General features: G+C 49.3%; 20 protein-coding genes. 11 read left to right on the top strand and 9 right to left on the bottom strand.

Annotated features, from left to right (window positions below; all coding sequences use genetic code 11):
- Positions 1 to 77: 77 nt before the first annotated feature.
- The 6 genes from R3O62_RS17380 to R3O62_RS17355 form a co-directional block, all read right to left on the bottom strand.
- Positions 78 to 5,918 carry an N-6 DNA methylase gene (locus tag R3O62_RS17380; protein WP_317472529.1) on the bottom strand — a complete coding sequence of 1,947 codons (5,841 nt, stop codon included), beginning with the start codon at positions 5,916 to 5,918 and terminating at the stop codon, positions 78 to 80.
- On the bottom strand, positions 5,908 to 6,360 hold the full coding sequence (locus R3O62_RS17375) for a DUF1896 domain-containing protein (protein WP_002561000.1): 453 nt from the start codon (positions 6,358 to 6,360) through the stop codon (positions 5,908 to 5,910). The genes R3O62_RS17380 and R3O62_RS17375 overlap by 11 nt, the downstream gene beginning before the upstream one ends.
- Positions 6,361 to 6,599: 239 nt before the next feature.
- Entirely contained in the window at positions 6,600 to 8,687 is a 2,088-nt protein-coding gene (gene topB / locus R3O62_RS17370; protein WP_002561001.1) for a type IA DNA topoisomerase, read from the bottom strand.
- A 61-nt stretch (positions 8,688 to 8,748) separates the two neighbouring features.
- Complete coding sequence (locus tag R3O62_RS17365; protein ID WP_002561002.1) at positions 8,749 to 10,317, bottom strand: DUF3945 domain-containing protein; 1,569 nt, start codon at positions 10,315 to 10,317, stop codon at positions 8,749 to 8,751.
- A gap of 20 nt (positions 10,318 to 10,337) precedes the next feature.
- The gene (locus R3O62_RS17360) at positions 10,338 to 10,688 is read right to left on the bottom strand and encodes a helix-turn-helix domain-containing protein (RefSeq protein ID WP_004291454.1); all 351 of its coding nucleotides are present in this window, start codon (positions 10,686 to 10,688) and stop codon (positions 10,338 to 10,340) included.
- 3 nt (positions 10,689 to 10,691) lie between these two features.
- Complete coding sequence (locus R3O62_RS17355) at positions 10,692 to 11,048, bottom strand: helix-turn-helix domain-containing protein (RefSeq protein ID WP_002561004.1); 357 nt, start codon at positions 11,046 to 11,048, stop codon at positions 10,692 to 10,694.
- Positions 11,049 to 11,328: 280 nt separating this feature from the next.
- On the opposite strand from R3O62_RS17355, the gene R3O62_RS17350 reads away from it, so the two are divergent.
- The 5 genes from R3O62_RS17350 to R3O62_RS17330 all read left to right on the top strand — a co-directional run bounded on the left by R3O62_RS17350 (position 11,329) and on the right by R3O62_RS17330 (position 15,460).
- Positions 11,329 to 11,628 carry a helix-turn-helix domain-containing protein gene (locus R3O62_RS17350; RefSeq protein ID WP_019131010.1) on the top strand — a complete coding sequence of 100 codons (300 nt, stop codon included), beginning with the start codon at positions 11,329 to 11,331 and terminating at the stop codon, positions 11,626 to 11,628.
- Between the two features lie 31 nt (positions 11,629 to 11,659).
- On the top strand, positions 11,660 to 11,965 hold the full coding sequence (locus R3O62_RS17345; RefSeq protein WP_002561005.1) for a helix-turn-helix domain-containing protein: 306 nt from the start codon (positions 11,660 to 11,662) through the stop codon (positions 11,963 to 11,965).
- 190 nt (positions 11,966 to 12,155) lie between these two features.
- Positions 12,156 to 12,359: a helix-turn-helix transcriptional regulator gene (locus R3O62_RS17340; RefSeq protein WP_002561006.1), complete on the top strand. Its 204-nt coding sequence runs from the start codon at positions 12,156 to 12,158 to the stop codon at positions 12,357 to 12,359.
- A 52-nt stretch (positions 12,360 to 12,411) separates the two neighbouring features.
- A complete protein-coding gene (locus tag R3O62_RS17335) occupies positions 12,412 to 13,353 on the top strand; it encodes a HamA C-terminal domain-containing protein (RefSeq protein ID WP_002561007.1) in 942 nt (313 codons plus the stop codon).
- Positions 13,337 to 15,460 carry a DEAD/DEAH box helicase gene (locus tag R3O62_RS17330; RefSeq protein WP_004355287.1) on the top strand — a complete coding sequence of 708 codons (2,124 nt, stop codon included), beginning with the start codon at positions 13,337 to 13,339 and terminating at the stop codon, positions 15,458 to 15,460. Before R3O62_RS17335 ends, R3O62_RS17330 begins: the two co-directional genes overlap by 17 nt.
- A 102-nt stretch (positions 15,461 to 15,562) precedes the next feature.
- Here the strand turns inward: R3O62_RS17330 and R3O62_RS17325 are convergent, their stop codons facing one another.
- Both R3O62_RS17325 and R3O62_RS17320 read right to left on the bottom strand, forming a co-directional pair.
- Complete coding sequence (locus R3O62_RS17325; protein WP_002561010.1) at positions 15,563 to 15,925, bottom strand: hypothetical protein; 363 nt, start codon at positions 15,923 to 15,925, stop codon at positions 15,563 to 15,565.
- 12 nt (positions 15,926 to 15,937) lie between these two features.
- The gene (locus R3O62_RS17320; RefSeq protein WP_002561011.1) at positions 15,938 to 17,173 is read right to left on the bottom strand and encodes a site-specific integrase; all 1,236 of its coding nucleotides are present in this window, start codon (positions 17,171 to 17,173) and stop codon (positions 15,938 to 15,940) included.
- An 853-nt stretch (positions 17,174 to 18,026) separates the two neighbouring features.
- Between R3O62_RS17320 and R3O62_RS17315 the strand changes: the two genes are divergently transcribed.
- Genes R3O62_RS17315 through R3O62_RS17300 form a run of 4 tightly spaced genes read left to right on the top strand, consistent with a single transcriptional unit; the run spans position 18,027 to position 21,900 of the window.
- The gene (locus tag R3O62_RS17315; protein WP_227559636.1) at positions 18,027 to 19,424 is read left to right on the top strand and encodes an RtcB family protein; all 1,398 of its coding nucleotides are present in this window, start codon (positions 18,027 to 18,029) and stop codon (positions 19,422 to 19,424) included.
- A gap of 4 nt (positions 19,425 to 19,428) precedes the next feature.
- Entirely contained in the window at positions 19,429 to 20,049 is a 621-nt protein-coding gene (gene prfH / locus R3O62_RS17310; protein WP_005820657.1) for a peptide chain release factor H, read from the top strand.
- 25 nt (positions 20,050 to 20,074) lie between these two features.
- Complete coding sequence (locus R3O62_RS17305; protein ID WP_317472779.1) at positions 20,075 to 20,788, top strand: RNA ligase family protein; 714 nt, start codon at positions 20,075 to 20,077, stop codon at positions 20,786 to 20,788.
- Positions 20,785 to 21,900: an AAA family ATPase gene (locus tag R3O62_RS17300; RefSeq protein ID WP_032540467.1), complete on the top strand. Its 1,116-nt coding sequence runs from the start codon at positions 20,785 to 20,787 to the stop codon at positions 21,898 to 21,900. The genes R3O62_RS17305 and R3O62_RS17300 overlap by 4 nt, the downstream gene beginning before the upstream one ends.
- An 80-nt stretch (positions 21,901 to 21,980) precedes the next feature.
- Here the strand turns inward: R3O62_RS17300 and R3O62_RS17295 are convergent, their stop codons facing one another.
- Positions 21,981 to 22,214 carry a helix-turn-helix domain-containing protein gene (locus R3O62_RS17295; protein WP_032540469.1) on the bottom strand — a complete coding sequence of 78 codons (234 nt, stop codon included), beginning with the start codon at positions 22,212 to 22,214 and terminating at the stop codon, positions 21,981 to 21,983.
- Between the two features lie 58 nt (positions 22,215 to 22,272).
- Here R3O62_RS17295 and R3O62_RS17290 point away from each other — a divergent pair, with 58 nt between their 5' ends.
- Positions 22,273 to 22,962 carry a response regulator transcription factor gene (locus tag R3O62_RS17290; protein WP_044300268.1) on the top strand — a complete coding sequence of 230 codons (690 nt, stop codon included), beginning with the start codon at positions 22,273 to 22,275 and terminating at the stop codon, positions 22,960 to 22,962.
- Positions 22,959 to 24,326, top strand: a complete 1,368-nt coding sequence (locus tag R3O62_RS17285) for a sensor histidine kinase (RefSeq protein ID WP_032537024.1) — start codon at positions 22,959 to 22,961, stop codon at positions 24,324 to 24,326. Before R3O62_RS17290 ends, R3O62_RS17285 begins: the two co-directional genes overlap by 4 nt.
- The last annotated feature ends 129 nt before the right edge of the window (positions 24,327 to 24,455 follow it).

The following is a 24,455-nucleotide window of genomic DNA, read 5'->3' as shown; positions in this document are numbered from 1 at the left end:
ACTTGCAGAAAGGATAAAATTTACTTTTAGACCTTTTGGGATAGCCCTTATTAATACTTCAGATAAAATTCCTAAGGTTATATTTTCAATCCTTTGGACCGGGTTTCCTCCTTGGCATACAGCCCCGGATGCCCAGTTATGGTGTGATTGGCGATAATACTTTCCGATGGATTGCGTATTTGCGGTGATGTATCTTCGGGATATTGCCTGATACCGTTTCGCACACCTTTCGCTTCCGGTTTGACCTGTTGCCCTTCATGCTCCTTTTCGGTGATTTCGGGTGTAGGCGGCGCAAGTTCCAGCTGTATCTTGCGGTCAAGGGCGGCAAGTTCGGACTTCAACTGTTTCAGTTCTTCCTCCTTCTTCCACACCTTGCCTGCTATCTCCTGCAACTGCGGTATCTCACGTTCCAAGACCTCATTCTTCGCTTTATACTGGTCGATGATGGAGGGGATTCTCTCAATCGCGTTGAGGAAGTTGCGGGCGGCGGCCAACGGGTCAGCCAGCGCCAGATGCCCGTTGTTGTAGGTGTACTTGTAGTTCCCCTCGACCACGAAGCGGTTGTCGGTAAACTCCAATCCCTCTTTGAGTATCCTTTCGCTGACCACCTTTATCGGGAAACCGTAAAACTCTCCAACCTGCGTGTACAACCCTCCGGTCGTGGCATTCTTGGCTATCTCCTGCAAACGCTTTCCGATGACTTTCTCATCGGCGGAATCCACTCCGTCCACCTTTATTATATTAAGGTGATTGCCCTCCTTGTCGGTCTGCACCACAGAGAGGAAGCGGTTCCAGTCCTCCGTCATGGCATCTATGAAAGCTGTGTTGTTGCCCAGCTCGCGGGTCTTCGATTCCAGCTTGAACTCCGAATCACGCTTGCCCTTGTTGAACGACTTGCGTTCCCCTTCGAGCGAGGCGATACGTTTTTCCAGTTTCGCCTTGTCCAGCAGGTCGGTGTTGCCGGATAGCAACGCCATATATTCCGAGAAGTTCATGCCCGATTTCTCGTCCATTGCCCCCTCGTCGATGGTACGCGCTTCCATAGCACCGCTTTTAAGCTGGCTGATGAAAGTCTGCTTGCAGTGCAGGAGGTTGAACTTGTAACTGTCCAGTGATTTTTCCACCGCGTAGATTATTACGTCCACGTTGTTCCCGGCGAAATGCTTGGCTATCTCGTTGCCTGCTCTAACTCCCCGTCCGTCACGCTGTTGCAGGTCGGACGGTCGCCACGGCGTATCAAGATGATGAATTGCCACACACCGTTTCTGTGCGTTCACACCCGTTCCGAGCATGGAGGTGGAGCCGAACAGCACACGCACCGTCCCGGCGTTCATGGCATCTATCACCGCCTTCCGAGCCTTGTCGGTCTTGCACTCCTGAATGAAGCGCACCTCGCTTGGCGGTATGCCGTAGTCCTCCGTCAGTTTGCGCTTGATTTCCGAATAGACGTTCCACCCATCGCCCGGCTGGTAAGTCCCCAAGTCAGAGAAAACGAACTGCGTGCCTTTCTGCGCGTCGTATTTTTGATAATACTCCGCGATTATTTTGGCACAGTGGCTCGCCTTGTTGTCGGGGTGGTCTTCGTAATGCGGGTCTATCATGCGCATGTCGAGTGCCATCTTCCGGGCATAGTCCGTGGCGATAAGCATCTTCGCCTTTTCCTCCGTTTCCGAAAGCGGCAGTCTGCCCAACAGGGTGGCGTCGCCCGTCTTGGCGAATTGCATCAGCTTCTGTATGAAGTCCTCCTGCTCCGGCGTGGGCGGTATGTGGTGCAGTATCTCGTTTTTGTTGGGACGGTCCACGCCCACATCCTCCGCCGTGCGGTAGTCCGTGATTTCATTATAGAAGGCGGCAAGCTCCGGCACTTTGATGAAGTAGCGGAAACGCTCCTTCTGCACCACGTTGTTCGTCACGTTGAACTCAAAATCCGTTGTCTTCTTGGCAAATATCGCCGACCACGCATCAAAACATCGAATGTCCTGCCGTTCCAGCTCCTTCGGGCGCAGGTACTTGAACAGCAGGTACAGCTCAGTCAGCGAGTTGCTGATAGTCGTGCCGGAGAGGAAGGTCGCCCCCAAGTCCTTGCCCGTGCGCTCCTGTATGGTGCGGATAGCAAAGAGCATGTTCAGTGCCTTCTGGCTTCCCTCGCTGTTCCCCAATCCCGCCACACGGTCGTGGCGCGTGTTGAAAGTCAGATTCTTGAACTGGTGCGATTCATCAATGAAAATGTGGTCGATGCCCATCTGCTTGAAGTCCACCACGTCGTCCGTGCGTGACTTTATGGCGTGTTCCACCTTCTCCAATTTCGCTTCAAGGTTATGCTTGCGCTTCTCCAGACCTTTCAGCATCGCCCGCGATACGTTCTTTCCCTGCTGGCGCAGCACTTCGAGGTTTTCCTCCACCGTGTCAAGCTCCGCTTGCAGGATGCGCTGCTGCAACTCCGGCGACTGCGGTATCTTGCCGAACTGGTCGTGCGACATAATGACACAATCGTAGTCGTTGTTCTTGATGTTGTTGAAGAAACGCACGCGGTTGGCGGTCGAAAAGTCTTTCTCCGAAGCGTACAGAATCCTCGCGTTGGGATATGCCGCTTGATAGGTGGCGGCAATCTCCGCAACATTGGCTTTCAGCCCGATAATCATCGGCTTGTGCGCCAAGTTCAGACGCTTCATTTCATGCGCGGCGATGCACATTATCAGCGTCTTGCCGGTTCCAACCTCGTGGTCACAAATTCCGCCGCCGTTCTGTTTCAGCATCCAGACGCAATCCATCTGCGAGGGATAGACGCTCCTGATGCCCCGGCTTGCCAGCCCTTTCAGATTGAGGTCGGGAAAAGTCTGATGCGAGCCGTCATACTTCGGGCGCACGAAACAGTTGAACTTGCGGTTATACATCGTCGTCAGCCGCTCCTTGAACTGTGGCGACTGCTCTTCGAGCCATTCGGAGAAGCCGTTTCGTATCTCGTCAATCTTGGCGTTGGCGAGCTGTATTCCCTCGCTGTCGCGCACCTTGATGTCGTTGCCATGCTCGTCCCTGCCGATGGACTTCATCATGTCGGGACAGGTGTTGTGCAGGGCGTGTTTCAGAAGGTGCATGCCGTCATAGTTACGGTAATACCCCTTCACCAGAAACTCGTCCGTGATTTTCATGGTGCGGTAGCCGCACGCCACCGAAAACTCGTCCATGCTTGCAGAGTAGGCGATTTTCACCTCCGTGTCGAACAGCCGGCTCATGTAGGCGGCATAGACACCCGTCGGAATCCAGCGTTCCCCGAAATTGAAATCAAGGTCTTCAAAAGCGATGCGCGGCGGTTCGGCATCTTTCAGAGCCTCCAACGCCTGCTTCACCTCCGGCATACGTTCACTTTCGGGGTTTTCGCCCATCCAAGCCTCTATGCGTTCCGCTTTCTCTATCACGTTTCCGGCAATAAAGCGGTCCTTAATCTCGTAACCGGTTACGAGCGGATTGTAATAGATGCGCCCTTGCAGGGCTGTGAGCAAATCCTCCGCCGTACTGTCGGTTATCTCCCGCATATAGTCGAGATCGACAGTGCCGAACTTGTTGAGCGACGCGGACAGTGCTTCTTCGGGTGAGCCGACGTTGGCATGGCTCTCCACGGAGAAGGAAACGGGACGCTCGAAGATGTCCGCCTTGACAAACTTCCCGTTCTCCGCCCGTTCCAGCGAAAGGATGTCACGCCCGCTCGCGTCCATCATCACTAACTTCACGTTCTGCTTGGCGTTGAGGTTGCCGTAGCGCATGACAAACTCATCGTAACAGGTGTTTAGATGCTCTCGCCACGGGACATTTGCTTCATGCAGGTTCGATTCATAGCGGTACAGCCGCTCGTAGGCGTCACGGAGTAAAACATACTGTAACGCCTTCTCCTTCTGGTAGCCTTTCAGGTCGAGCGGCTGGAATGTCGCCCCGTATGGCGTGATGTCCTTCAGGTAGCCGATGTTATGACGCCCCCTGTCAGCCACCAGCGACCCTTCGCGCAGGTGCATCTCCGGCGTGCGGTGGTAGGCACGCGGCGAAAGGTCCACGACTTCTTCCTTCGGCTTCTCCGCTTCGATGTCGGGGAAAAGGGAGGTCGCCACCGCTTCCGGTGGGGTATCTGTAACGGCAGGTGCGGTGACTGCTTCCGGCTGTGTTTCCTCCTGCCGTGGTTGCTCACGGGGAGTGTCCGGCACGGCTTTCACTTCCATCTTTTCCGCCGCCGCTTGTTTCTCGTTATGCTGCCTTGCCAGTTCCCGAAGTTCCTTCCTGCGTTCCGGCGTCAAATCCATCATCATCTCGTAGAAGCCGTTGATGGGAGGATTGGTATCCCAGTCCAACGTGGCATAGATGTCGTCCGGGTCGGCAGGCTTGGCGGTGTTCTCCGTTTTAGCCTCCTTGTTCTCTGTTACAGTCTTAGGGGTGGTAGCCGTCGGCACAGCCGTAACATTTTGTGTGACATGCACCTGTGGCTTGGGTAGAACGCGCCTTGCCGAGCTTTCCTTTTTCGCCTCCTTTTTCTTTTTGGCGGTTTTCGGTTGTTGGCTGACTTCTTCCGTCATCCCCCAGAGATCGAGCAAGGATAGCTGCACACCGTCAGAATATTTCGGACGTGGCTCTATCTCCGGCTTTTCCTCTGTGGGTTGCGGTTTCTCCGTCGGAGTTTCCACCGCCTGCATCGAAGATGTTGTTTCCATCTTTATGGCAGTACGCTCCACCTCCTTTTGAACGGTAACTTTTTCTTCCGTTCCCGACTGCCGGATTGAACCCGAATACAGACGCATGGCGAGCCTGTAATGGAAATCCTCGTCGAGCATACGGTGCAAATCCCCGGCGATGCCTGCTGCCTTGCCCTCGTGCAGATAGACCATAGCGGGCTTCCCGTATGGGTCGGTGTCAAGTTTCGCCGTCGTATGCACGATGCGTTCCGGGTGGTGGATGAAATAGGCGTTGTCGGTCAGGTCGGTTTTCGTGTCCGTCTGTATTACGGTCATCAGCCGCTCGTCCTGCGACATTTCCTTCTTGCTGAGGTTCTTTTGCAGGACAATCAGGTCACTGCCCACTTCTGTCCCCGCGTTGTCCGTGAACAGGTTGTTGGGCAGGCGTATCGCGGATACCAGATCAGCCTTACTGAACAGCTCGTTACGCACGGAGGTCTTGGTGCTGTTCAATACCCCTTGCGAGGTGATGAACGCCACGATACCGCCGTCACGCACGGCATCCAGTCCTTTGAGAAAGAAATAGTTGTGGATGGCTTTCTGGGCGGAGCGTCTGCCGAATGAGTCGCTCCGCTGAAACTCAGGGTCGAACACGGCTATGTCTCCGAACGGAATGTTGGACACCGCCAAGTCGAAATAATTGTTGAACGGTCTTTCGATTTTCTCAAAACCGCAGGTGCGCGTTTTCTTGCCGGGATAGAGATGCCTCAGGATTGTACCCGTGAGCAGATCCTTCTCGAAAGCCATCACATCCGCATTGGGGTTGTGCCGCAGCATGGAATCCACGAACACGCCAACCCCCGCCGACGGTTCGAGCATACGGGCGGGGCGGACGCTGTAATCTGCCAGCACGTCCGCGATGGTGTCGGTTATCTCTTTGGGGGTGTAGAAAGCGGTCAGCACGGACGCTTTCAGCGAATCCACAAACCGCTTGTACTCTGTTTCGTCCTTGCTGTTCTCACGGATAAGCCTGTGCAACTCCACTGTCGGGGCGAACAGTTCGAGGTCGGATTTCGCCCACCGGACGGCATCCGTCAGTTCCTTTGCAGGGTTGAGGATACATTTCAGACCGCCGAAACCGCAGTACCTTTGAAGTATGGCACGCTCTTCGGTTGTCGCTGTCCTGTTTTCCCTGTCAAGGATGAATGCCGTCCGTATCGCCTCGATGTTGTCCCGCAGTTTCTGTTTGCGGTTAAACGCCATATTCCCCGATGTAAAGGACGGTTGCCCCCGTCAGCTCCGTGTAGAGCAGGTCGTAATCGGAAGACAGGGCGAAGTTGTCGTCCGAAAGGTCATAGACGGAGAACACGTTGCCGACAAGCGGCATGAGTTTCAGAATAAAGGCTTCTTGTTTCTCTTCCGGCACTTCGTCGAAAAACTCGCTCTCCACGACTTCACGGAGAATGGCGTACCGGGAATAGCGCAGCCCGCGCAGCAGCGTGTCCATCGCCTGCTCTTGCGCGCCATCGGCGGGATAGCCTTCGAGCCGCGCCTTTTCATACGTTTCGGCGGCACGGTCGGCCCGTTCCCGTATGAAAGCGGTGTCAGTCGCCTGTTCAAACTTGTTCGTGCGGAGGTAGTCCAGCAGGTACAGACCGTAATAGGAAAAGTCGGTCTGACCCTCGTTTTTCTTCTTGTTGTTCATTACTTTGGAGTTTAGTGGATTGATATTTAACGGGATAATTGATTGGAAAAAGGAAGAAAAAGGCACTCGGTATCCCTCCGAGTGCCACCACTAAATCCAAAGTATGAGTGTAATCCGGTATCGAAGAACAATTCATTACTCTGAACAAGTGGCAAAGTTAGTGCAAATCGAAGACAATACGAAAAAAACTTGTTTGTTTCTATTGTTGAGATGCAGCCTAACTTATCAAAAGTTAGTGATTATTTCCTTTTTTTCGGATAGGAAGACTTGCATTTCTTTTCCGGGAACACGAACGTCGTGTTATATTCCCCGTCAAAGGCGACTATGGCATCGAAGTTCTTGCCCTGCTTGCTCTTGAAGCCTTTGAGCGGCTTGGTGTGCCCGTCGGTGAGCAGGTCTTTGATTTCGTCGTCGGACAGGGTGCGTCCCGCTTTCTGCCGGAACACGGGCAGTCCGCACTCCGTGTTGTCGCAACGTACCACCTTGCCGTAGAACCGCATCCTGCCCGTGCCGCACTTGGGACACGCGCAGCCGGAATCACGGCTGCCGAAGAGCTTGTCGCACGAGAGCAGTTCGGAGGTGATTTCCCGTGTGTACGCCTCTATCTCCTTGCGGAAAGTGTCGGCGGGCAGTTCCCCGCGCTCGATACGTGCCAGTTCCTTTTCCCATTCGCCCGTCATGGCTACATCGGCGATGCGCATCGTCTTCACCACGGAATTGAGGGCGAGTCCCTTTTCGGTGGGAACAAGCGACTTCTTGCAGCGTTCCATGTAACCGCGCTTGAAAAGCGTTTCGATGATGGACGCTCGTGTGGCGGGAGTGCCGATGCCGCAGTCCTTCATCGCCTGCCGCAGCGCGTCGTCCTCAATTTCCTTGCCCGCTGTTTCCATTGCCGAGAGCAGGGTGGCTTCGGTATGCAGCGGCTTGGGTTTGGTCTTTCCTTCGGTGATGGAGGTGGCTTTCAGCGTGAGCGTGTCGCCATCCTGCCAGCCGGGGATGGTAGTTTCCTCCTTTTCCTCGCCATAGACGGCACGCCATCCGGCTTGCTTCACGACACTGCCTTTCACGGTGAACTCCACTCCGGCACATTCTGCCGTGACAGCAGTCACGTCCTTGACGCATTTTTCGGAGAATGCCTCTATCATTCGTCCGGCAATCATCTGATAAATGGTGCTGTCCTCTTTGGAGAGGAAGAGCGGTTTCTCTCCCGTGACGAGCAGGGCATGGTGGTCTGTTACCTTGCCGTCATCCACGCTACGGCGTGTCGGGATGGCTTTTGCCCGCACCTTGTCTTTCCATTCGGGCTGCGTGCCGATAAAGGCGAGTAGCTTGGGGATTTCAGCGAACACGTCTTCGGGGATGTAGCGGCTTCCCGTTCTCGGATAGGTTATCAACTTCTTCTCGTAGAGCTTCTGCGCGATTTCAAGCGTCTGTTCCGCCGTGAAGCCGTGCTTGGCGTTGGCTTCTTTTTGGAGCGTGGTCAGGTCGTACAGCAAGGGAGTTTCCTCCGTCTTCTCCTTACGCTCTGCTTTCGTTACCGTTGCGCTGCCTGCCGCCTTTACCTTATTATATAGCTCCGTTGCCGGTTCTTTCGACTTCCATTTCTCGGAGGATGAGAGTTTCACGACCTCGCCGTCGCAACCGTCTGTTGCGATATGGAGCTGCCAGAATGCTTCGGACGTAAAACGGCGGTTCTCCCAATAGCGTTCACACACCATCGCCAGCGTGGGTGTCTGCACACGCCCCACCGAATACGTGCCATGTCCGGCGGCTATGGATAACGCCTGAGTGCCGTTGATGCCCACGAGCCAGTCGGATTCGCTCCGCGCTTTGGCGGCGAGGTATAGGTTGTCGTACCTGCTGCCGTCTTCGAGGTTGCGCAGTCCCTCACGGATAGCCTTGTCGGTGAGCGAGCTGATCCACAGACGCACGAAAGGAGTGGTGCAACCCGTATAGTGGTAGAGGTAGCGGAAGATAAGCTCTCCCTCGCGTCCGGCATCGGTCGCCACGATGATTTGTTCGCTTGTGTCGAACAGTCTTTTGATGACTTTTATCTGCGACACCACGCCGCTGTCGGGCTTGTAACCTTTCTCCGTCCTGACCTGACGGGGGACGAGCGTGAATGTGTCGGGAATAATCGGGAGGTTGTCACGGACAAATCCGCGCACGCCGTAGCCGTCGGGCATGGCAAGCTGAACGAGGTGTCCGAATGCCCATGTCACGGCATAGCCGCCTCCTTCGAAATATCCTTCCTCTCTCTTTGTCGCGCCCACGATGCGGGCGATTTCACGTGCCACGGAGGGCTTTTCTGCAATGATTGTCTTCATGTTTTCTTGCTTTTTTGTTGATACTTTGGATTTTATTTTGGATTCAGTGGCGGACACGGGATTACATTTTCATGCCTTTGTTGTTCTTCTTTTTCGGCTTCTCCTGCTGCTGTTGCTGGCGGTCGTCCTTTGGGGCGGTCTGACCTTTCTGCAAAGGCTCTTTCAGGTTCTTTGTCGCCTCGTTGGTTTTGCCCTCGTTGTTCACCGCCACCTGTGTGCGGCTCTCGTTGGACGGGGCGACCTGCTGGGCGTTGTCGGGGTTCGTTTCGTAGCGGTACGGGCGGCCCTTCTCCGGGTTGAACTTGATATACATCGTGGCATGGAAGCCCTGCTTGTCGGTCACGTTCTCCAGTTTCACGGCTTTACCCGCCACGTAGTCGGCTTTCTGCTTGTCGGTGAAGTTCACGCCGCTCCATTTGCTGATGGGGCGGATGCTGCCGTCCTCGTTCATCCACGTGTTGCGGCGTTGCTCCTTCTTGGTCTGTGCGGCATTTTCCCCGCCTTGCGCCTGACTTTTCGAGGTGTCACCTTTGGCTTCCTGCGTCTGTGCGGTACGGGGCGACCTTCCGGTTCCCGGCACGAACTCCACGCCGCGCTGCTCCACGTTCACTTGAAGGGTGGTGACGAACTTCCTGCCGTCGTTGCGCTCGATGAGCTTGTCGCGCACGGGCAGTCCGGCGCGGAGCATGTCCTGCTCCTGTTTGGTGATTTCCGTCTTGCCGATGCGCTCCGGGATGCGCACCTTGTTTGCCGGAATGTCCGTGATTTCATTCGTCTTGCGGTCGATGCTGATGTAGGAGGGGATGATTTCGCCCGTTTCCCTGTCCACAATGTCCACGACCCTGCCGAGGTTGCCCGTTTCGCGCAGGTTCTTCCGGTCATCGTCGGAGAATTTGTGTTCCTTGTACTCATCTAACTTCTGCTCCTTGCGGATGAAGTGCGGCACGAGGCTGACATTTCCCTCGCCGTCCTTCTTGAAGGAGAGGCGGGCGTCCAGCTCGAATGATTCGCCGCCGAAGGTGGGCTTGACCTTTACCAAGTCGGACTTGCCGTAGTGGAGCATCTTCGTAAGGTCTCCGGACTTTTCAAGGTCGTCACGCTTCACGCCCCATCTGTCCTCCAGCTCCTGCCAGTTGATTTTGCTCTCGTTGATGGGTTGGTAGCCCTGTCTGCCCTGCGTCTGTTGCGGGCTTTCCTGCTGTTCTTTCTGTTGTTCCATGTTTTCCTGTTTTTGAGGTTCTTGTTTCTCTGTCTTTTGTGCCGCCATCTCTTCCTGCACCTGCTGTTGATAAGGGAAGGTGTCGATTTTGTGCGGTGCAAGGATTTGTTTGTTCTGGTACGGATGCTGAAGCAGGTCTTTCATCACGCCAAGCATGGAATCCACTTGGTCTGCCGCGATGCGGTAGAAACCGAAGCGGCTGGGTTCCTTGCACTGCCGGAAGAAGTTCTTGAAGAAGTTGTCCAGCACGTCGCCGTGTCGGTCGAATTGCAGGAAACTCTGCGCGTTCTCAGCTTTCGCAGGGGTACGCTTGGGTGTGTCGTCTGCATTCAGCCCGGCTACCACGCTGATCTCGCCCGTCTTCTCGTCACGGACTACCAGCACGTCCTTTTCGTCTTTTTTCTTTGCCATTTGAAAAATGTTTTAATGGGTTATTTATGAAAGAAATTATGGATACGAGCCTTGTAGAAGGCTATATCTTCTTTTTTGAAGTCCTTGATATGGTTGGAAAGGAATGTCAGCACATCCTCCTCGCTGTAATAGGTTTTCTTGCCCAGTGTCTTGTAGGGCAATGCGCCGACACTGCGGTAGCGTTGCAGTGTGCGCTTGCTTATCTGGAGCAGCATGCACAAATCCTGATTGTCGAAAAGGCGGATGCTTTCCGTGATAGTAGGCTGTTTCCCCTCAGCCTTCATCGCCAGCAGCAGTTCGTCCTGACGGTCGAGCCGTTCCATCAGCTTCTGCATCCAGCCCTCGAAGTTGTTTCGTGTGAGCAGTTCCATGACCTATGTCCTCCTTCCTTTTGGTTTGCCGCCAGTGCGCAGCGTGTGGTTGCGTTTCAATTCCTGCGGTGTCGCCGCGTCCTCGTTGACGGCACACGCTTCAAGCAGGCGGTCTATTTCCGACTGCCGGTAGCGGCATTTACCGCGAAGCACGACATAACCGATGCGTTGCTCGCTGCGCATACGCTGGAGGGTGCGGGTACTCACGTTAAGCAGGTGCGCCGCCTCGCGTGTGGTGAGCAACCTGTCGGGCGATGCCGCTTTCTTGTCGCCGGAGGCGGCACGGACGTGTGCCGCAATCTCCGCTATCTGTTCCGTCAATGACCGGAAGGCAGAACTTTCCATCGTTATCACTTTCATATTCAGTCCTTTATTTTTGTTTATTTTCATGAACATAGGCTGCGCCTCGGCATACCGTTCAAGCAAGTTTGACGCTCTACACTCGGCTTGCTCTATGTTTCTGCGACAAAATTCGGCAATAAACAAAAGGGGCTTTAACAACTCACTACGTGACTCACGTAAGATTTTTACGGAAGATGGCTCCGTAACCCGGTCAAACGGTGCAACAGGCAGCCTTTCAGCGGAAAACGGTACGTGTTAAGGGCTGCATCGTTACCTTTGCGGGCAAACCGATAATTGCATGAATATGGAAATAGTATCTATCGAGAAAAAGACTTTCGAGATGATGGTGGCGGCATTCGGCGCACTCTCGGAGAAGGTCGCCGCCCTAAGGCGCAAAAGCGACACGGGGCGCATGGAAAGATGGCTCACGGGCGAGGAGGTCTGCGGGCAGTTGAGAATAAGCCCGCGCACGTTGCAGACGCTGCGCGACAGGCGGCTTATCGGCTACTCGCAGATAAACCGCAGGTTCTATTACAAGCCGGAGGAGGTTAAGAGGTTGATACCGCTTATCGGCACGCTCTATTCGCACGGCAGATGATTTGATTTATTCACCCACTGAATCCGAAGTTATGATGAACGAGACCAACGATGTTTTTACGATGGAAGACGAGCCGATAGCCTCTGTGATGCAGGATATGCGCAAAGGCTCGAAATGGCTGTCTGTATTTCTGGAAAGTTACCGCCCTCCGCTGGACGGGGAACGTTACCTGACTGACGGTGAGGTGGCGGAACTGCTCCGTGTCAGCCGACGCACCTTGCAGGAATACCGCAACAACCGCGTGTTGTCCTTCATACTTTTGGGAGGGAAGGTGCTTTACCCGGAAACGGGGCTGCGCGAGGTGCTGGAAGCGAACTACCGCAAGCCGCTGGAGTGAGGCGGCCAACATGAAAAAGGAAACGGGCGACATTTTGTGGTGCTGCCCGTTTACTTTTTATATACTTGGGTGTTTTAATGACCTTAAAACCAGTTTTTTGATTGATCCAACCAATTTCTATCGTTAGAAATTCATATAGTTAATAAAAAGTTGTAACTTTGCATTTAACGCAATCTAAAAATTAATTGTAATGGCAATTTTAAACAACATTAAAAATGTACTATCAGAAAAAGGAGTTATGAGCAAATGGTTGGCAAAACAATTACAGAAAGATCCTGCAACAGTATCTAAATGGTGTAATAATCATTCTCAACCTGATTTGTACACATTTGTTCGTATTGCAAATTTGCTTGATGTTGATGTTCATGAACTTATTTGTCATACAAAAAAATAGTATCTAAAGGAATATAGATGTTTCACCATTTTTAAGCATGTAAATAAAGTGTATGAGCAATAAAATTTGGAATTTTGATATATTAGTTGATGATTGTTTTGTTAATTTTAATACAAAAAAGCAAGAAATAAATCCAGATCATAATGACAGGTTATTATCAGTTGCTAATGGCTTTGAAGATGGCAGTTGGAGATATCGTCAATTCAAAGAATTTGTTTTCAGTAATATTGCAGAAACAGCTTTGTCTGCACAAGAACGAGAGAAATTAATAGATAATGATTACGGTAGGCTTATTGAGGCTGCCAAACATTTACGACTTGTTGACAAAGAGCAGAATGGAAAGGGAAGTGAAATAGCGGAAATTATTCTATATGGCATAATGAAGAACCATTATAAAGCCTTATCTGCAATACCTAAAATTTTTTATAAACAGAATGATAATGATAATGCAAAGGGCTCTGATTCTGTACACATTGTAATTGACCCAAATGGAGGCTTTCAACTTTGGTTAGGAGAAGCTAAATTTTATAATTCTCTTGAGGATGCGCGATTATACGAACCAATAAATTCTGTTGAACAAATGTTGCGCAAACCTATTATGAAAAAGGAATGCGGAATAATGACCAATCTCAATGAACTTGATAAACAAATTGAAAACCAAACATTACTTAAAAAGATAAAAGAATGTTTCGATGAGAATACTTCCATTGACGAAATAAAACCCAAACTACATATACCTATTCTTTTATTACATGAATGCCAGATAACAGCAAGTACTACTGAAATGAGTGATGAGTATAAAAATAGTATTATTTCTTTTCATAGAGATCGTGCTCATTCGTTTTTTAAGAAGCAGATCAACAAGCTTAGTTCTGTTCATAAGTATTCGGAAATAAACTTTCATTTGATTCTTTTTCCTGTTCCTGATAAAACAAAAATAGTAAACTGGTTTATTTCACAAGCAAAAAATCTCAAAAATGATGCAGACGAATGATATATATAATACATGTTTAGATATAAGTAATGTTCTAAATGCTGGTGATATAAGTAATGCAAGATCCAAAGTAATTACATTACTTCATGAGATTAATGGTACTAACAATAATTCATATATGGAATTAGTCAACCATCTTATTCGTGAAGTGGGGCTTTTACCGTATATTGATACATATACTGCATCTTGGGAAGATCGGTTTGTATGTGAAGTTTTTAAAGTTAATATTGGAGAAAGAAAACCTTGTGTCTTACATACTGCTCAATCACAGGTATTAAAGAAGTTATTAGAAGGGAAAAGCGTTGCGGTGAGTGCTCCTACAAGTTTTGGTAAAAGTTTTGTTATTGATGCATTTATTGCGATTAAACAACCAATTAATGTTGTAATATTAGTACCTACGGTTGCTCTTGCAGATGAAACAAGAAGACGAATTTGCCGAAAATTCTCTCATCAATATAAAATAATTACAACAACAGATGTAGAACTTGCGGAGAAAAACATATTGGTATTTCCGCAAGAAAGAGCTTTTGCCTATATAGATAAACTTCCTTCAATTGATATTCTAATCGTTGATGAGTTTTATAAGGCAAGTACAAATTTTGATCTTGAAAGAAGCTCCACTTTACTCAGTTCAATGGTAGAACTCGGAAAGAAAGCTAAACAAAGATATTATCTTGCCCCAAATATCCATGAAATAGAAGAAAATGTATTCACTGAAGGGATGACATTTCTGCGTATGGATTTTAAGACCGTTGTAACGCATGCATGGCGGTTATATAAAAGCAGACCAAAGAATGAAGATAAACAGAGTTTTAAGACACGTAAACTTATTGAATTAATAAATACAGGTATAGGTAAAGCTTTGATATATACCGGCACATATAAGGGAATTGAAGAAGTAACAACAATTCTTAACAGAAATTTATATAATAAAGACTCTGAACTGCTTGCTAATTTTTCTGATTGGCTGGAATGCAATTATGGAGAAAAGTATATTCTTAAAGATTTAGTCAAACATGGTATTGGTATTCATAATGGTCAGCTACATCGTTCTCTTAGTCAAATTCAAATAAAACTATTTGAAGAACAGAATGGGTTAGATTATTTGGTATCGACCTCGTCTATAATTGAAGGAGTAAATACTCAAGCAGAGAGTGTCGTTTTATGGTCAAATAAGAACGGGGCTCATAAGATTGATTATTTTACCTTTCGCAACATCATTGGACGCGCAGGCAGAATGTTTCGTTATTTTGTAGGTCGTGTCTATATGCTTGAAGAGCCACCAAGTCAAGAAAATACTAAATTGAGATTAGAGTTTCCTGATGATGTAGTAAAAAAACTTGATGGAAATGACCCCGGTATAAAATTGAATAATGAACAATATGTAAAAATTCAACGATATCAAGATGAAATGATAGAACTTCTTGGAACGGATATTTGGCATAGAATTGAAAGAATACCACAAATCAGAAGTTGTAAACCATCAATGTTAAAGATAATTGCGGAAAAATTGAAAACTGATTCCAATTGGCCAACAAATTGCGATGCTTTACAAAACAATAATACATGGGAATGGAGGGATGCTTTAGGAGATATCATAGAAATTTTGGAATATCATCGAAAAGGACATTTACGGTATTATGCATGTGCATGTAGTAATGGATGGAAAATGACTATAAAAGAGCTATATAACACAGTAAAAGATTATGGTATTACATATGAGGATATATTTACATTTGAAAGATATGTATCCTTTAATCTCTCATCTATTATTGCGGTAATTAATATTATACGTCAAGAACTTTATCCTAATTCCTCAAATATCGCCAATTTTGTATATAAAGCATCAAATGCCTTTTTACCTAAAATTGTATTTCAACTTGAAGAATACGGATTACCGAGGATGATTAGTAAAAAGATACAAAATGCAGGTCTTATAAATCTTGAAGACGATTCTAAAGAGATTACAATCGTTATACAGGAATTTAACACGATAGGAATTGAATACCTTGAACAAAAAATACCTAATCTCCATTCATTTGACAAATATATATTAAAACATTTTATGAACGGAATTCGTTGCATAACGACAAATCAAAAGAATTAAATAATAGCCATATTATTACCTCTATATTTTTTGAGATATGATATGGCTATTTAGATAAGGATCCATATAGAAATTCTTTCGTATAATTTTCATTTGATATCTTCAACAGTACGCAGTTTTTCCGTTCTGTATAAACATCACGTATGTTTGCCGCTTCTCTTGTGAGAGAACCTTTCCTACCAGCCACATGCGGAACAGGTAGGTGTTGTAGGTGTTCAGCCGAAAAGCAATCAGAATAATGATTTCAGGCGCGTACACGTCCGCGTACAGCCCGTTTTCAAGCTGCATGTAGCGGCACACCTTGTAGTCGTTCAGCACGTCAGACTTGCGGACGGCTTTGATGACGGCGTTCACTGCCGGGACGGTCGTATGGAACAGTCCGGCTATTTCGGTGGCGGTCATCCACACATCGTTACCGGTTACGCTGACCGCCTTGTCCTCTATGATGATTATGTCACGTTTCATGGCTCCTCTTTTTTAGATGGTGCAACCTGCAAATTCCTCGACGTTGTTTAACCTTGCGGCAAGGTTTTCCATATCCTGATTGAGTTTTTCTTTGGTTATCTTCGCGTAAATCTGCGTCGTCTTTATGCTCTTGTGTCCAAGCATGGAGCTGACCGTTTCGATGGGTACGCCGTTGGAAAGGAAAACTGTCGTGGCTGCCGTGTGGCGGCTTTGATGCCACGTGATATGCTTGGTGATGCCGCAACGCTTGGCGACGGCACGGATACCGGCAAGGCACGTGTTATAATGCGGAACGGGGAATATCCTGCCGTTCTCGCATAGCCCACGGTATTTGCCGATTATGCGGTTGGCGATGTCAAGCAGGCGGATGTTGGACACCACGCCCGTTTTCTTGCGGTTGATGTTTATCCACTCGTGTTCGTCGAAATAGGTACGGATATTCTCTTCCGTGAGGTTGCGCATATCCGCGAACGACAATCCGGTGAACGCACAGAACAGGTAGAGGTCGCGGTACAGTTCCTGTTTGGCGTTTTTCAGTTTCCCCTCCATCAGCAGGCGTATTTCGTCTTTGGTCAGGAAACTGCGTGTCGTTTCCTCCTTCTTGATTTCATACTCGCGGAACGGGTCGCGTGTCAGCCACTCGTTGTTGATGGCTATGAACACCATTGTCCGTAGCGGGCAGACGTACAGCCACACGGTATTGGTGCAGCAGTGCTTGTCCGTGCGCAGGAACATCTCGAAGTCGGAGATGAAAGCGGGAGTAAGCTCTTTTAGGGCGATGTCCTTCACATGGTAGCGGATGTCGAGGAACTCTTGCAGGTGCTTGTAAACGACACGGTACTTTTCCAGTGTACCTTTTGCTTTCATGCCTGCTTCCACCTGTTTCTCATAGTTCTCGTTGTGCCGACGGAACACCTGCATCAGCGTGTGGTAGCGGTGTTCCAGTCCGAGAAAGGCGTTCTTTACCTTCTCCGCCGTGACGAAGTTGTCACGCTCCATGATTTCCTGATAGTGTCTGTTGATGCGCACCCGCATCTTGTCAAGCATACGGTTCGTTTCGAGTGCCGCCGCGCTTCTGCCCGTGACACGTCCCCCTTTGGTGTCCCACAGCTTCGGATCGACACTCAACTTGCAACTGAACTGCGTCTGGCTGCCGTCCACCGTGATGCGTCCCATGACGGGAACCGTCCCGTCCTTTTTCACTACCTGACGCTTGAGGTAGTAGATTACTGAAAATGTACTCTTCATCGTTCTTAATTTTTGGATTTCAAAATTAGTTGGTGAAGAGTCCGGTGTCGGTACGCAAAACGGGGAGGAACGGCGCAATCTTTTTTCCGTAACCGTATTTGTTACGTGAGTTGTGGGTAACTCACTATAACATAGTGTCTTGTTTCGCCATTCGTACCCGTTTGTCGCATTTTCGGACATGGTTACGAACAAGTAACGTTGCGGCGTCAAGATTTGGCTTCGGCAAGGATTGTAATGGCTTCACGAATTATCGCCACTTTAACTAAAACCCTTGTAACTCAATTCTATCACTATATCTTTCCGCATTTCACTTTTTTGTAGTAACTTTGCGCACCCAATATAAAGATTAACGCTAACCGCTTCATGCATTTAAAAATTTCCGGAGAAGAACGCTGTGAGGCGGGAAGCTTTGGTGCGAGTTAGCAACAGGGGCGGTGCGAAGTGATTCGTGCCGCTTTTTCATGAATATGGGTACTGCTCTTGAAAAAAATGTCTTTTTGTTTTGCGGGAATAAAAAGAACTATTACTTTTGCCGCCGATAAACAGAGTATTCACCCTTTAAATAATCAGAAAGGGTTTTAATTATGTCAGAGAAATAATATCTTCAAAATTGGAACTGAGTTGACCCGTCGGGAGGATGGGGCTTTGCAACTTTGTTTTTTTATACGCATCGCAATTCTGCTGCTGGCGATGCAGGTTGATTAGTTCCACAATCACGTTTAATTTATTTATTATTCACTTCAATGCTGTGAACAGGATGTGTTATATCCTTTTCTAAAGTATTGGTATCCCGCATATTGTCTGTTGCCTGCCCGTGGCAGGTAGCCGGTATTGTATGCGAAAGAAAAACAGTATGGGAATACGTTTGAAAGATTTAAGCAAACTGGGATATAGAGACAACGTGGCCCGTAGTCTGGCCGTTGCCCTCGTCAACAAGTATTGTAAACACGAGACAAAAGAGCGGATATTGGCTATCCTGGGCGATGTACTCGGAAATCCCGAAATATATAAAAACAACGAAGTATGGAGTAAACTGGCCGAACAACTTTCTCCTACTTTAGTCGAAAAAAGTTTTACGTCGTATGATTTGCTCGACGAGCCTTTGGCTTATAAAACATACGGAAGCAAGCATATTGAAACATTGGCCAAACAACAGATGAATCTGGCTATGCGCCTTCCGGTCACTCTTGCCGGAGCGTTGATGCCCGATGCACATGCCGGTTACGGATTACCCATAGGCGGAGTATTGGCTACGGATAATGCAGTCATTCCGTATGCGGTGGGAGTTGATATAGGTTGCCGGATGAGTCTTACCCTGTTTGATGCCGGGGAAGACTTTCTAAGGCGTTATTCGCATCAGATGAAAGAAGCGCTGAAAGAATTCACTCATTTCGGCATGGATGGCGGGTTGCCTTTTGTTCAGGAACACGAGGTACTTGACCGGGAAGAGTTCCGAATGACTGAATTGCTGAGAGGGCTGCATGGCAAAGCGGTGCGACAACTGGGAAGTTCCGGTGGTGGAAATCATTTTGTGGAGTTTGGCAGGATCAGCTTGCAGGCGGACAATGTCTTAGGAGTTCCGGAGGGTAGTTATGCGGCTTTGCTTTCCCATTCCGGTTCACGGGGGCTGGGTGCTGCCATTGCCAAACATTACAGTCTGCTGGCCCGTGACATCTGTCGCTTGCCCCGTGAGGCCCAGCACTTTGCCTGGTTGGGATGGGATACGGAAGAGGGGCAGGAATACTGGCTTAGTATGAATCTGGCAGGCGATTATGCCCGTGCCTGCCATGAACGGATTCATCTGAATCTGGCCAAAGCTCTGGGACTGAAACCTCTGGCCAATGTGAACAACCATCATAACTTTGCATGGAAGGAGGAACTTGCTTCCGGACAAACTGCCATTGTACACCGTAAAGGAGCAACTCCGGCTCAGAAGGGCCTTCCGGGACTGATTCCCGGAAGTATGGCCACCCCCGGTTATTTGGTATGTGGAAAAGGAGTGGGTGAAGCCCTTTGTTCCGCTTCTCATGGAGCAGGACGCGCCATGTCCCGCCAAAAAGCGAAAGACAGTTTTACCCAGTCAGCACTGAAGAAGTATCTTTCGCAGGCCGGCGTGACACTGATTGGCGGTAGTGTCGAAGAAATGCCGTTGGCTTACAAAGACATTGACCGGGTGATGCAGACTCAGGAGGCATTGGTGGAAATTCAGGGTACCTTTATGCCCTGTATCGTACGAATGAATAAAGAGTAGAATGATGGAAAAGACGTATTTACAAATCACTTCGGGACGTGGTCCCGTGGAGTGTTGCCGTGTAGTGGCATTAGTGCTTGAGAGAATATTAAAACAGGCCCAGACCCGGAAACTGAAAGTGGAAATAGTGGAAAAAGAAGCCGGTCCTGCCAACCGTACATTGCTGTCGGCAGTCATTGCACTTGAAGGTGCAGGTTGCGATACACTGGTGGAAGAGTGGGAGGGAACCGTGTTGTGGATTGCCCGTAGCCCGTACCGGATTCATCACAGACGCAAAAATTGGTTTGTCGGTGTGCAGACCTTCTTGCTGTCCGAAAGCCGTGAGGCAACCGAAAATGAAATCCGTTATGAAACTTTGCGGGCTTCCGGACCCGGCGGACAGCATGTCAATAAGACGGAATCTGCTGTAAGGGCTGTCCATATTCCCAGCGGAATCAGTGTAGTGGCATCCGACCAACGTTCACAATGGCAGAATAAGAAACTGGCCACCGAACGATTGCTGGTCAAGCTGACTGCTTGGAATGTAGAGCAGGCAATGATTCAGGCACAGGCTAACTGGAGTAACCACAACAGCCTTCAAAGGGGAAACCCGGTGAAGGTCATTCAAGAAGAGCTCCGGTTTTGAGTATTAACGATTAAAAGAAAAAGCTATGTTATCAGAAAAATATGGTCGTACCTACCACTATCCGTTCTCTCCCGGGACGACGAGTGACGACCGAATCAATCATACCTATTGGGAGGATATCCGGGAGATAAACACGCTGGTCCATACCGAAAAACTGGATGGGGAGAATAATTGTTTAAGCAGATACGGGGTTTTTGCCCGTTCGCATGCTGCTCCTACCACTTCACCATGGACGAGCCAGTTGCGTCAGCGTTGGGAGTTGTTGAAGAATGACTTGGGAGATATTGAACTCTTCGGCGAGAATCTGTATGCTGTTCATTCCATCGAGTACAAGCGGCTGGAAACCCATTTTTATGTGTTCGCAGTCCGCTGTCTCGACAAATGGCTGTCGTGGGAAGAGGTGAAGTTTTATGCTGCTTTGTTCGATTTGCCTACTGTACCCGAATTGCGTACGGAGCGTGTAAACGGACTAACAGCCGAAACCCTGAAACAGCATGTCATCTGCCTGGCCGGGGAACCAAGTGTCTTCGGATCGCGCGATGCGCTGACAGGGATGGACTGTACCCGTGAAGGGGTAGTAACCCGCAATGCCGACGAGTATCTTACCGCAGACTTTGCCCGTAATGTGTTTAAGTATGTCCGTCAGGGGCATGTGCAGACAGACGAGCATTGGACACGGCATTGGAAGCGTGCCCGCCTGGTGTGGGAGTCGAAACAAGAGAAAGGAGGTAACGAATGATTTGGAGATTGACAGAACGGAAAGATTGGGATTCACTGGTACAGCAGTTCAGCTGGGTGCGGGATATGGATCTGGTTCCCCAGCACGCTTTGCATCATGCCGAGGGAAGTGTAGCCGTACATACCCGCATGGTACTCGAGGCATTGCAGCAACAGCCTTCCTATCTGAGGCTTGCGGAGCAGGACCGGGAGATCCTTTGGGCAGCCGCTTTGCTTCACGATGTAGAAAAGCGTTCGACTTCGGTCGATGAAGGCAATGGGCAGATCACCTCCAAAAATCATGCGAAGCGGGGGGAAGCTACTGTACGCACCCTCCTTTACAGGGATATTTCTACGCCTTTCGGTATTCGCGAGCATATTGCCTCTCTGGTACGCCATCATGGTTTGCCTATCTGGCTGATGGAACGGGAAGATCCCTTGAAACATGCTTGTGAAGCTTCGCTGAGGCTGGACACTTCGTTACTGAAACAGTTGGCTGTGGCCGATATTTGCGGGCGTATCTGCACGGACAGGGAAATACTGCTGGAAGCTACCGAATTCTTTGAAATGTTTTGCCGTGAACAGCAATGCTGGGGGAAAGCCCGGGCATTTGCCGGTGATACGGCCCGCTTCCATTATTTTCATACGAATCAGGCTTATATCGATTATGTCCCCCACGATGATTTCAGATGTGAGGTTACTTTGCTTGCAGGCCTGCCCGGTATGGGGAAAGACTATTATATAGAGTCTCGATGTGCCGATATGCCGGTTGTCAGTCTGGATGCTATCCGACGTGAACATAAACTCAGCCCCACGGATAAAGCGGCTAACGGCTGGGTGGCACAAACGGCCAAAGAGCAGGCACGGGGCTACCTCCGGAAGGGACAGGACTTTATTTGGAATGCCACCAACGTGACCCGCCAAAGACGTGCCCAGTTGGTCGATTTGTTCATCACCTATGGGGCACGGGTGAAAATAGTCTATATAGAGAAACCTTACTCCGTCTGGCGGCGGCAAAACGGCATACGCGAATATAAAGTGCCGGAGCCGGTTCTGGATGCGATGTTGGATAAACTGGAGGTTCCCCGGTTGACAGAAGCGCACGAAGTGGTTTATGCCGTGCAGGAACAATAGGACTACACCCAACCGGGGGGGAGGGTGTAGCCTTAGGTACCTTGGGGTGTAGCTATCCGGACCGGATGGCTACACCCTGTTTATTTTCCGGCGGTGTCTGTATTTTGTTTGTAATATTGTAACGGCGTTTTTCCGGTAAAGCGTTTGAAACTCTTGATGAAATGATTTAGGTCACAATACCCATTATCGACAGCAATACCCGTTAAGTCATTCTCCCCGTTAGCCGGTAGTTCGCTGTAGGCATGAATCAAGCATCGGATGCGGCCGGAACGAGAAGGGATAAATAAACGCCGATACTGTTGAGGATTTATCATTATGTGTTTATCTTTGTGCCCGGTGAATTGATAACTAACGGTAAGGAGGGATTGCATCATGATAAAGATACTGGTTGTGGAAGATGAACAGCGTGTGGCGGAACTGTTGAAGCGCGGTCTCGAAGAGTCCGGCTATCAGGTGGAACTTGCCTACGACGGAGTTTGGGGGTTGCGCCTGTTCCGTGCCGGAGAGTTTCAGATGGTCATTTCCGATGTAATCTTGCCGAAGATGAGTGGTTTCGAACTCTGTAAAGAGATACGGAACATCAATAACCGGGTTCCGGTACTGATGCTGACAGCGTTGGGCACAACGGATGATAAGCTCGACGGTTTCGATGCCGGGGCTGACGACTATATGGTGAAACCTTTCGATTTCCGCGAACTCGATGCCCGTATCAAGGTATTGCTGAAACGACGACTTCCCGGTATACCCGAAACACAACTTACGGAACTCGTCTATGCGGACTTGCGCATCGACCGGCAGACAAAAACCGTCTATCGGCAGGAGAGGGAGATCAAACTCTCTCCCAAAGAGTATAACCTGTTGCTTTATATGGCCGAGAACCCCGAACGGTTACTTACCCGTGTTGAAATAGCCGACAAGGTGTGGAATACCCATTTCGATACGGGCACCAACTTTATCGATGTGTACATCAACTATCTCCGCAAAAAGATAGACCGGGACTATGATGTGAAACTGATCCATACCAAACCCGGTATGGGCTTTATATTCAGACAGGAGTTATGAAGATAGGTACCCGGCTCACTCTCCGCTATACCGGTTTCACGGCAGCCGTTTTTCTGTTGCTGGTAGCTGCTATCTATCTGTTTTCGGAGCGGAACCGGAGCAATGAATTCTTCCGTGACCTGAAAAAGGAAGGCATCACCAAAGCCAACCTTTTCCTCGACAACCGGGTGGATGCCAAGACCATGCAGTCCATTTACCTCAACAACCGCGAATTTATCAATGAAGTGGAGGTAGCCATCTACGATACTACTTTCCATTTGCTTTATCATGATGCCAAGCAGATCGACCTGGTGAAAGAGACCCCTGAGATGATCGACCGAATTTTGCAAAATAAATCTATCGAGTTTTATCAGGACGGTTATCAGGTCATCGGGCTCCTTTACACGTTCCATGGTAAACCTTACGTCATCACAGCGGCTGCTTTCGATGGTTACGGATATGCCAAGCAACACTCTTTGCAGACCATGCTGATTGTTCTTTTCTTTTTAGGTATCGCTCTTTTGGCGGGAGTCGGTTACCTGCTTTCGCGGAGTGCCCTGGCTCCTGTGTCCGATATTCTCGGGGAGGTGGAAGCTATTTCTGCTTCCCGTCTCGACCTGCGTGTGCCGGTGAAGGACGAAAAAGATGAATTGGGCGAACTTGCCACCACCTTCAACCGGATGCTGGAAAGGCTGGAACAGTCTTTCGATTCTCAGAAAATGTTCGTCAGCAATGTGTCCCATGAACTGCGTACTCCCATGGCTGCCCTGATTGCCGAACTTGAACTGGCTCTGCTGAAAGAGCGTTCTTCCGAAGAATATCGCCGTGCCATCGGTAATGCGCTCGACGATTCGCGTAAGTTGGTGAAACTTTCCGAAGGGTTGCTCAATCTGGCCAAGGCCGATTATCTGCCCGAGCAGATCAAATTGGAAGAGATCCGTCTGGACGAGCTTCTGCTCGATGCCCGTGAGATGGTGATGAAAGCCAACCCCGACTATACCATCGAATTGATATTCGGCGAAGAAGCCGATGACGACTCCGTCCTCACGGTGTTGGGCAACGGCTATCTGTTGAAAACAGCTTTTGTCAACCTGATGGAGAACAATTGCAAGTTCTCCGCCAATCACACTTCTTTTGTCCAGATCAGCTTTTGGGAGCAAAAGTCTGTTATCCGCTTTTCGGACACGGGTATCGGTATGAATGCCGATGACATGCAACACCTGTTTTCTCCTTTCTATCGGGGAAGCAATAAAGACTATGCCCGTGGAAACGGCATCGGGATGATGTTGACTCAAAAGATCATACATACCCATAAGGGTGAAATCACCGTCAATAGCCAGCCGGGTGAAGGTACGGTCTATACGGTGGAAATTCCTCATATCTGAAGAAACTCTAATAAAACTCTAATAGTACTCTAATCGTTCTCTAACGCCCCTTTTGCGGGGAGCTCCCTACCTTTGTACTGTAAAGGCAAATGAATGAATGGGATTCTTCCAATAGGGAGCGGCCCCGTA

It is taken from the genome of Bacteroides hominis (genome assembly GCF_033042785.2).
GTDB lineage: Bacteria > Bacteroidota > Bacteroidia > Bacteroidales > Bacteroidaceae > Bacteroides > Bacteroides hominis.
This window is presented reverse-complemented; position numbering and strand designations above follow the sequence as displayed.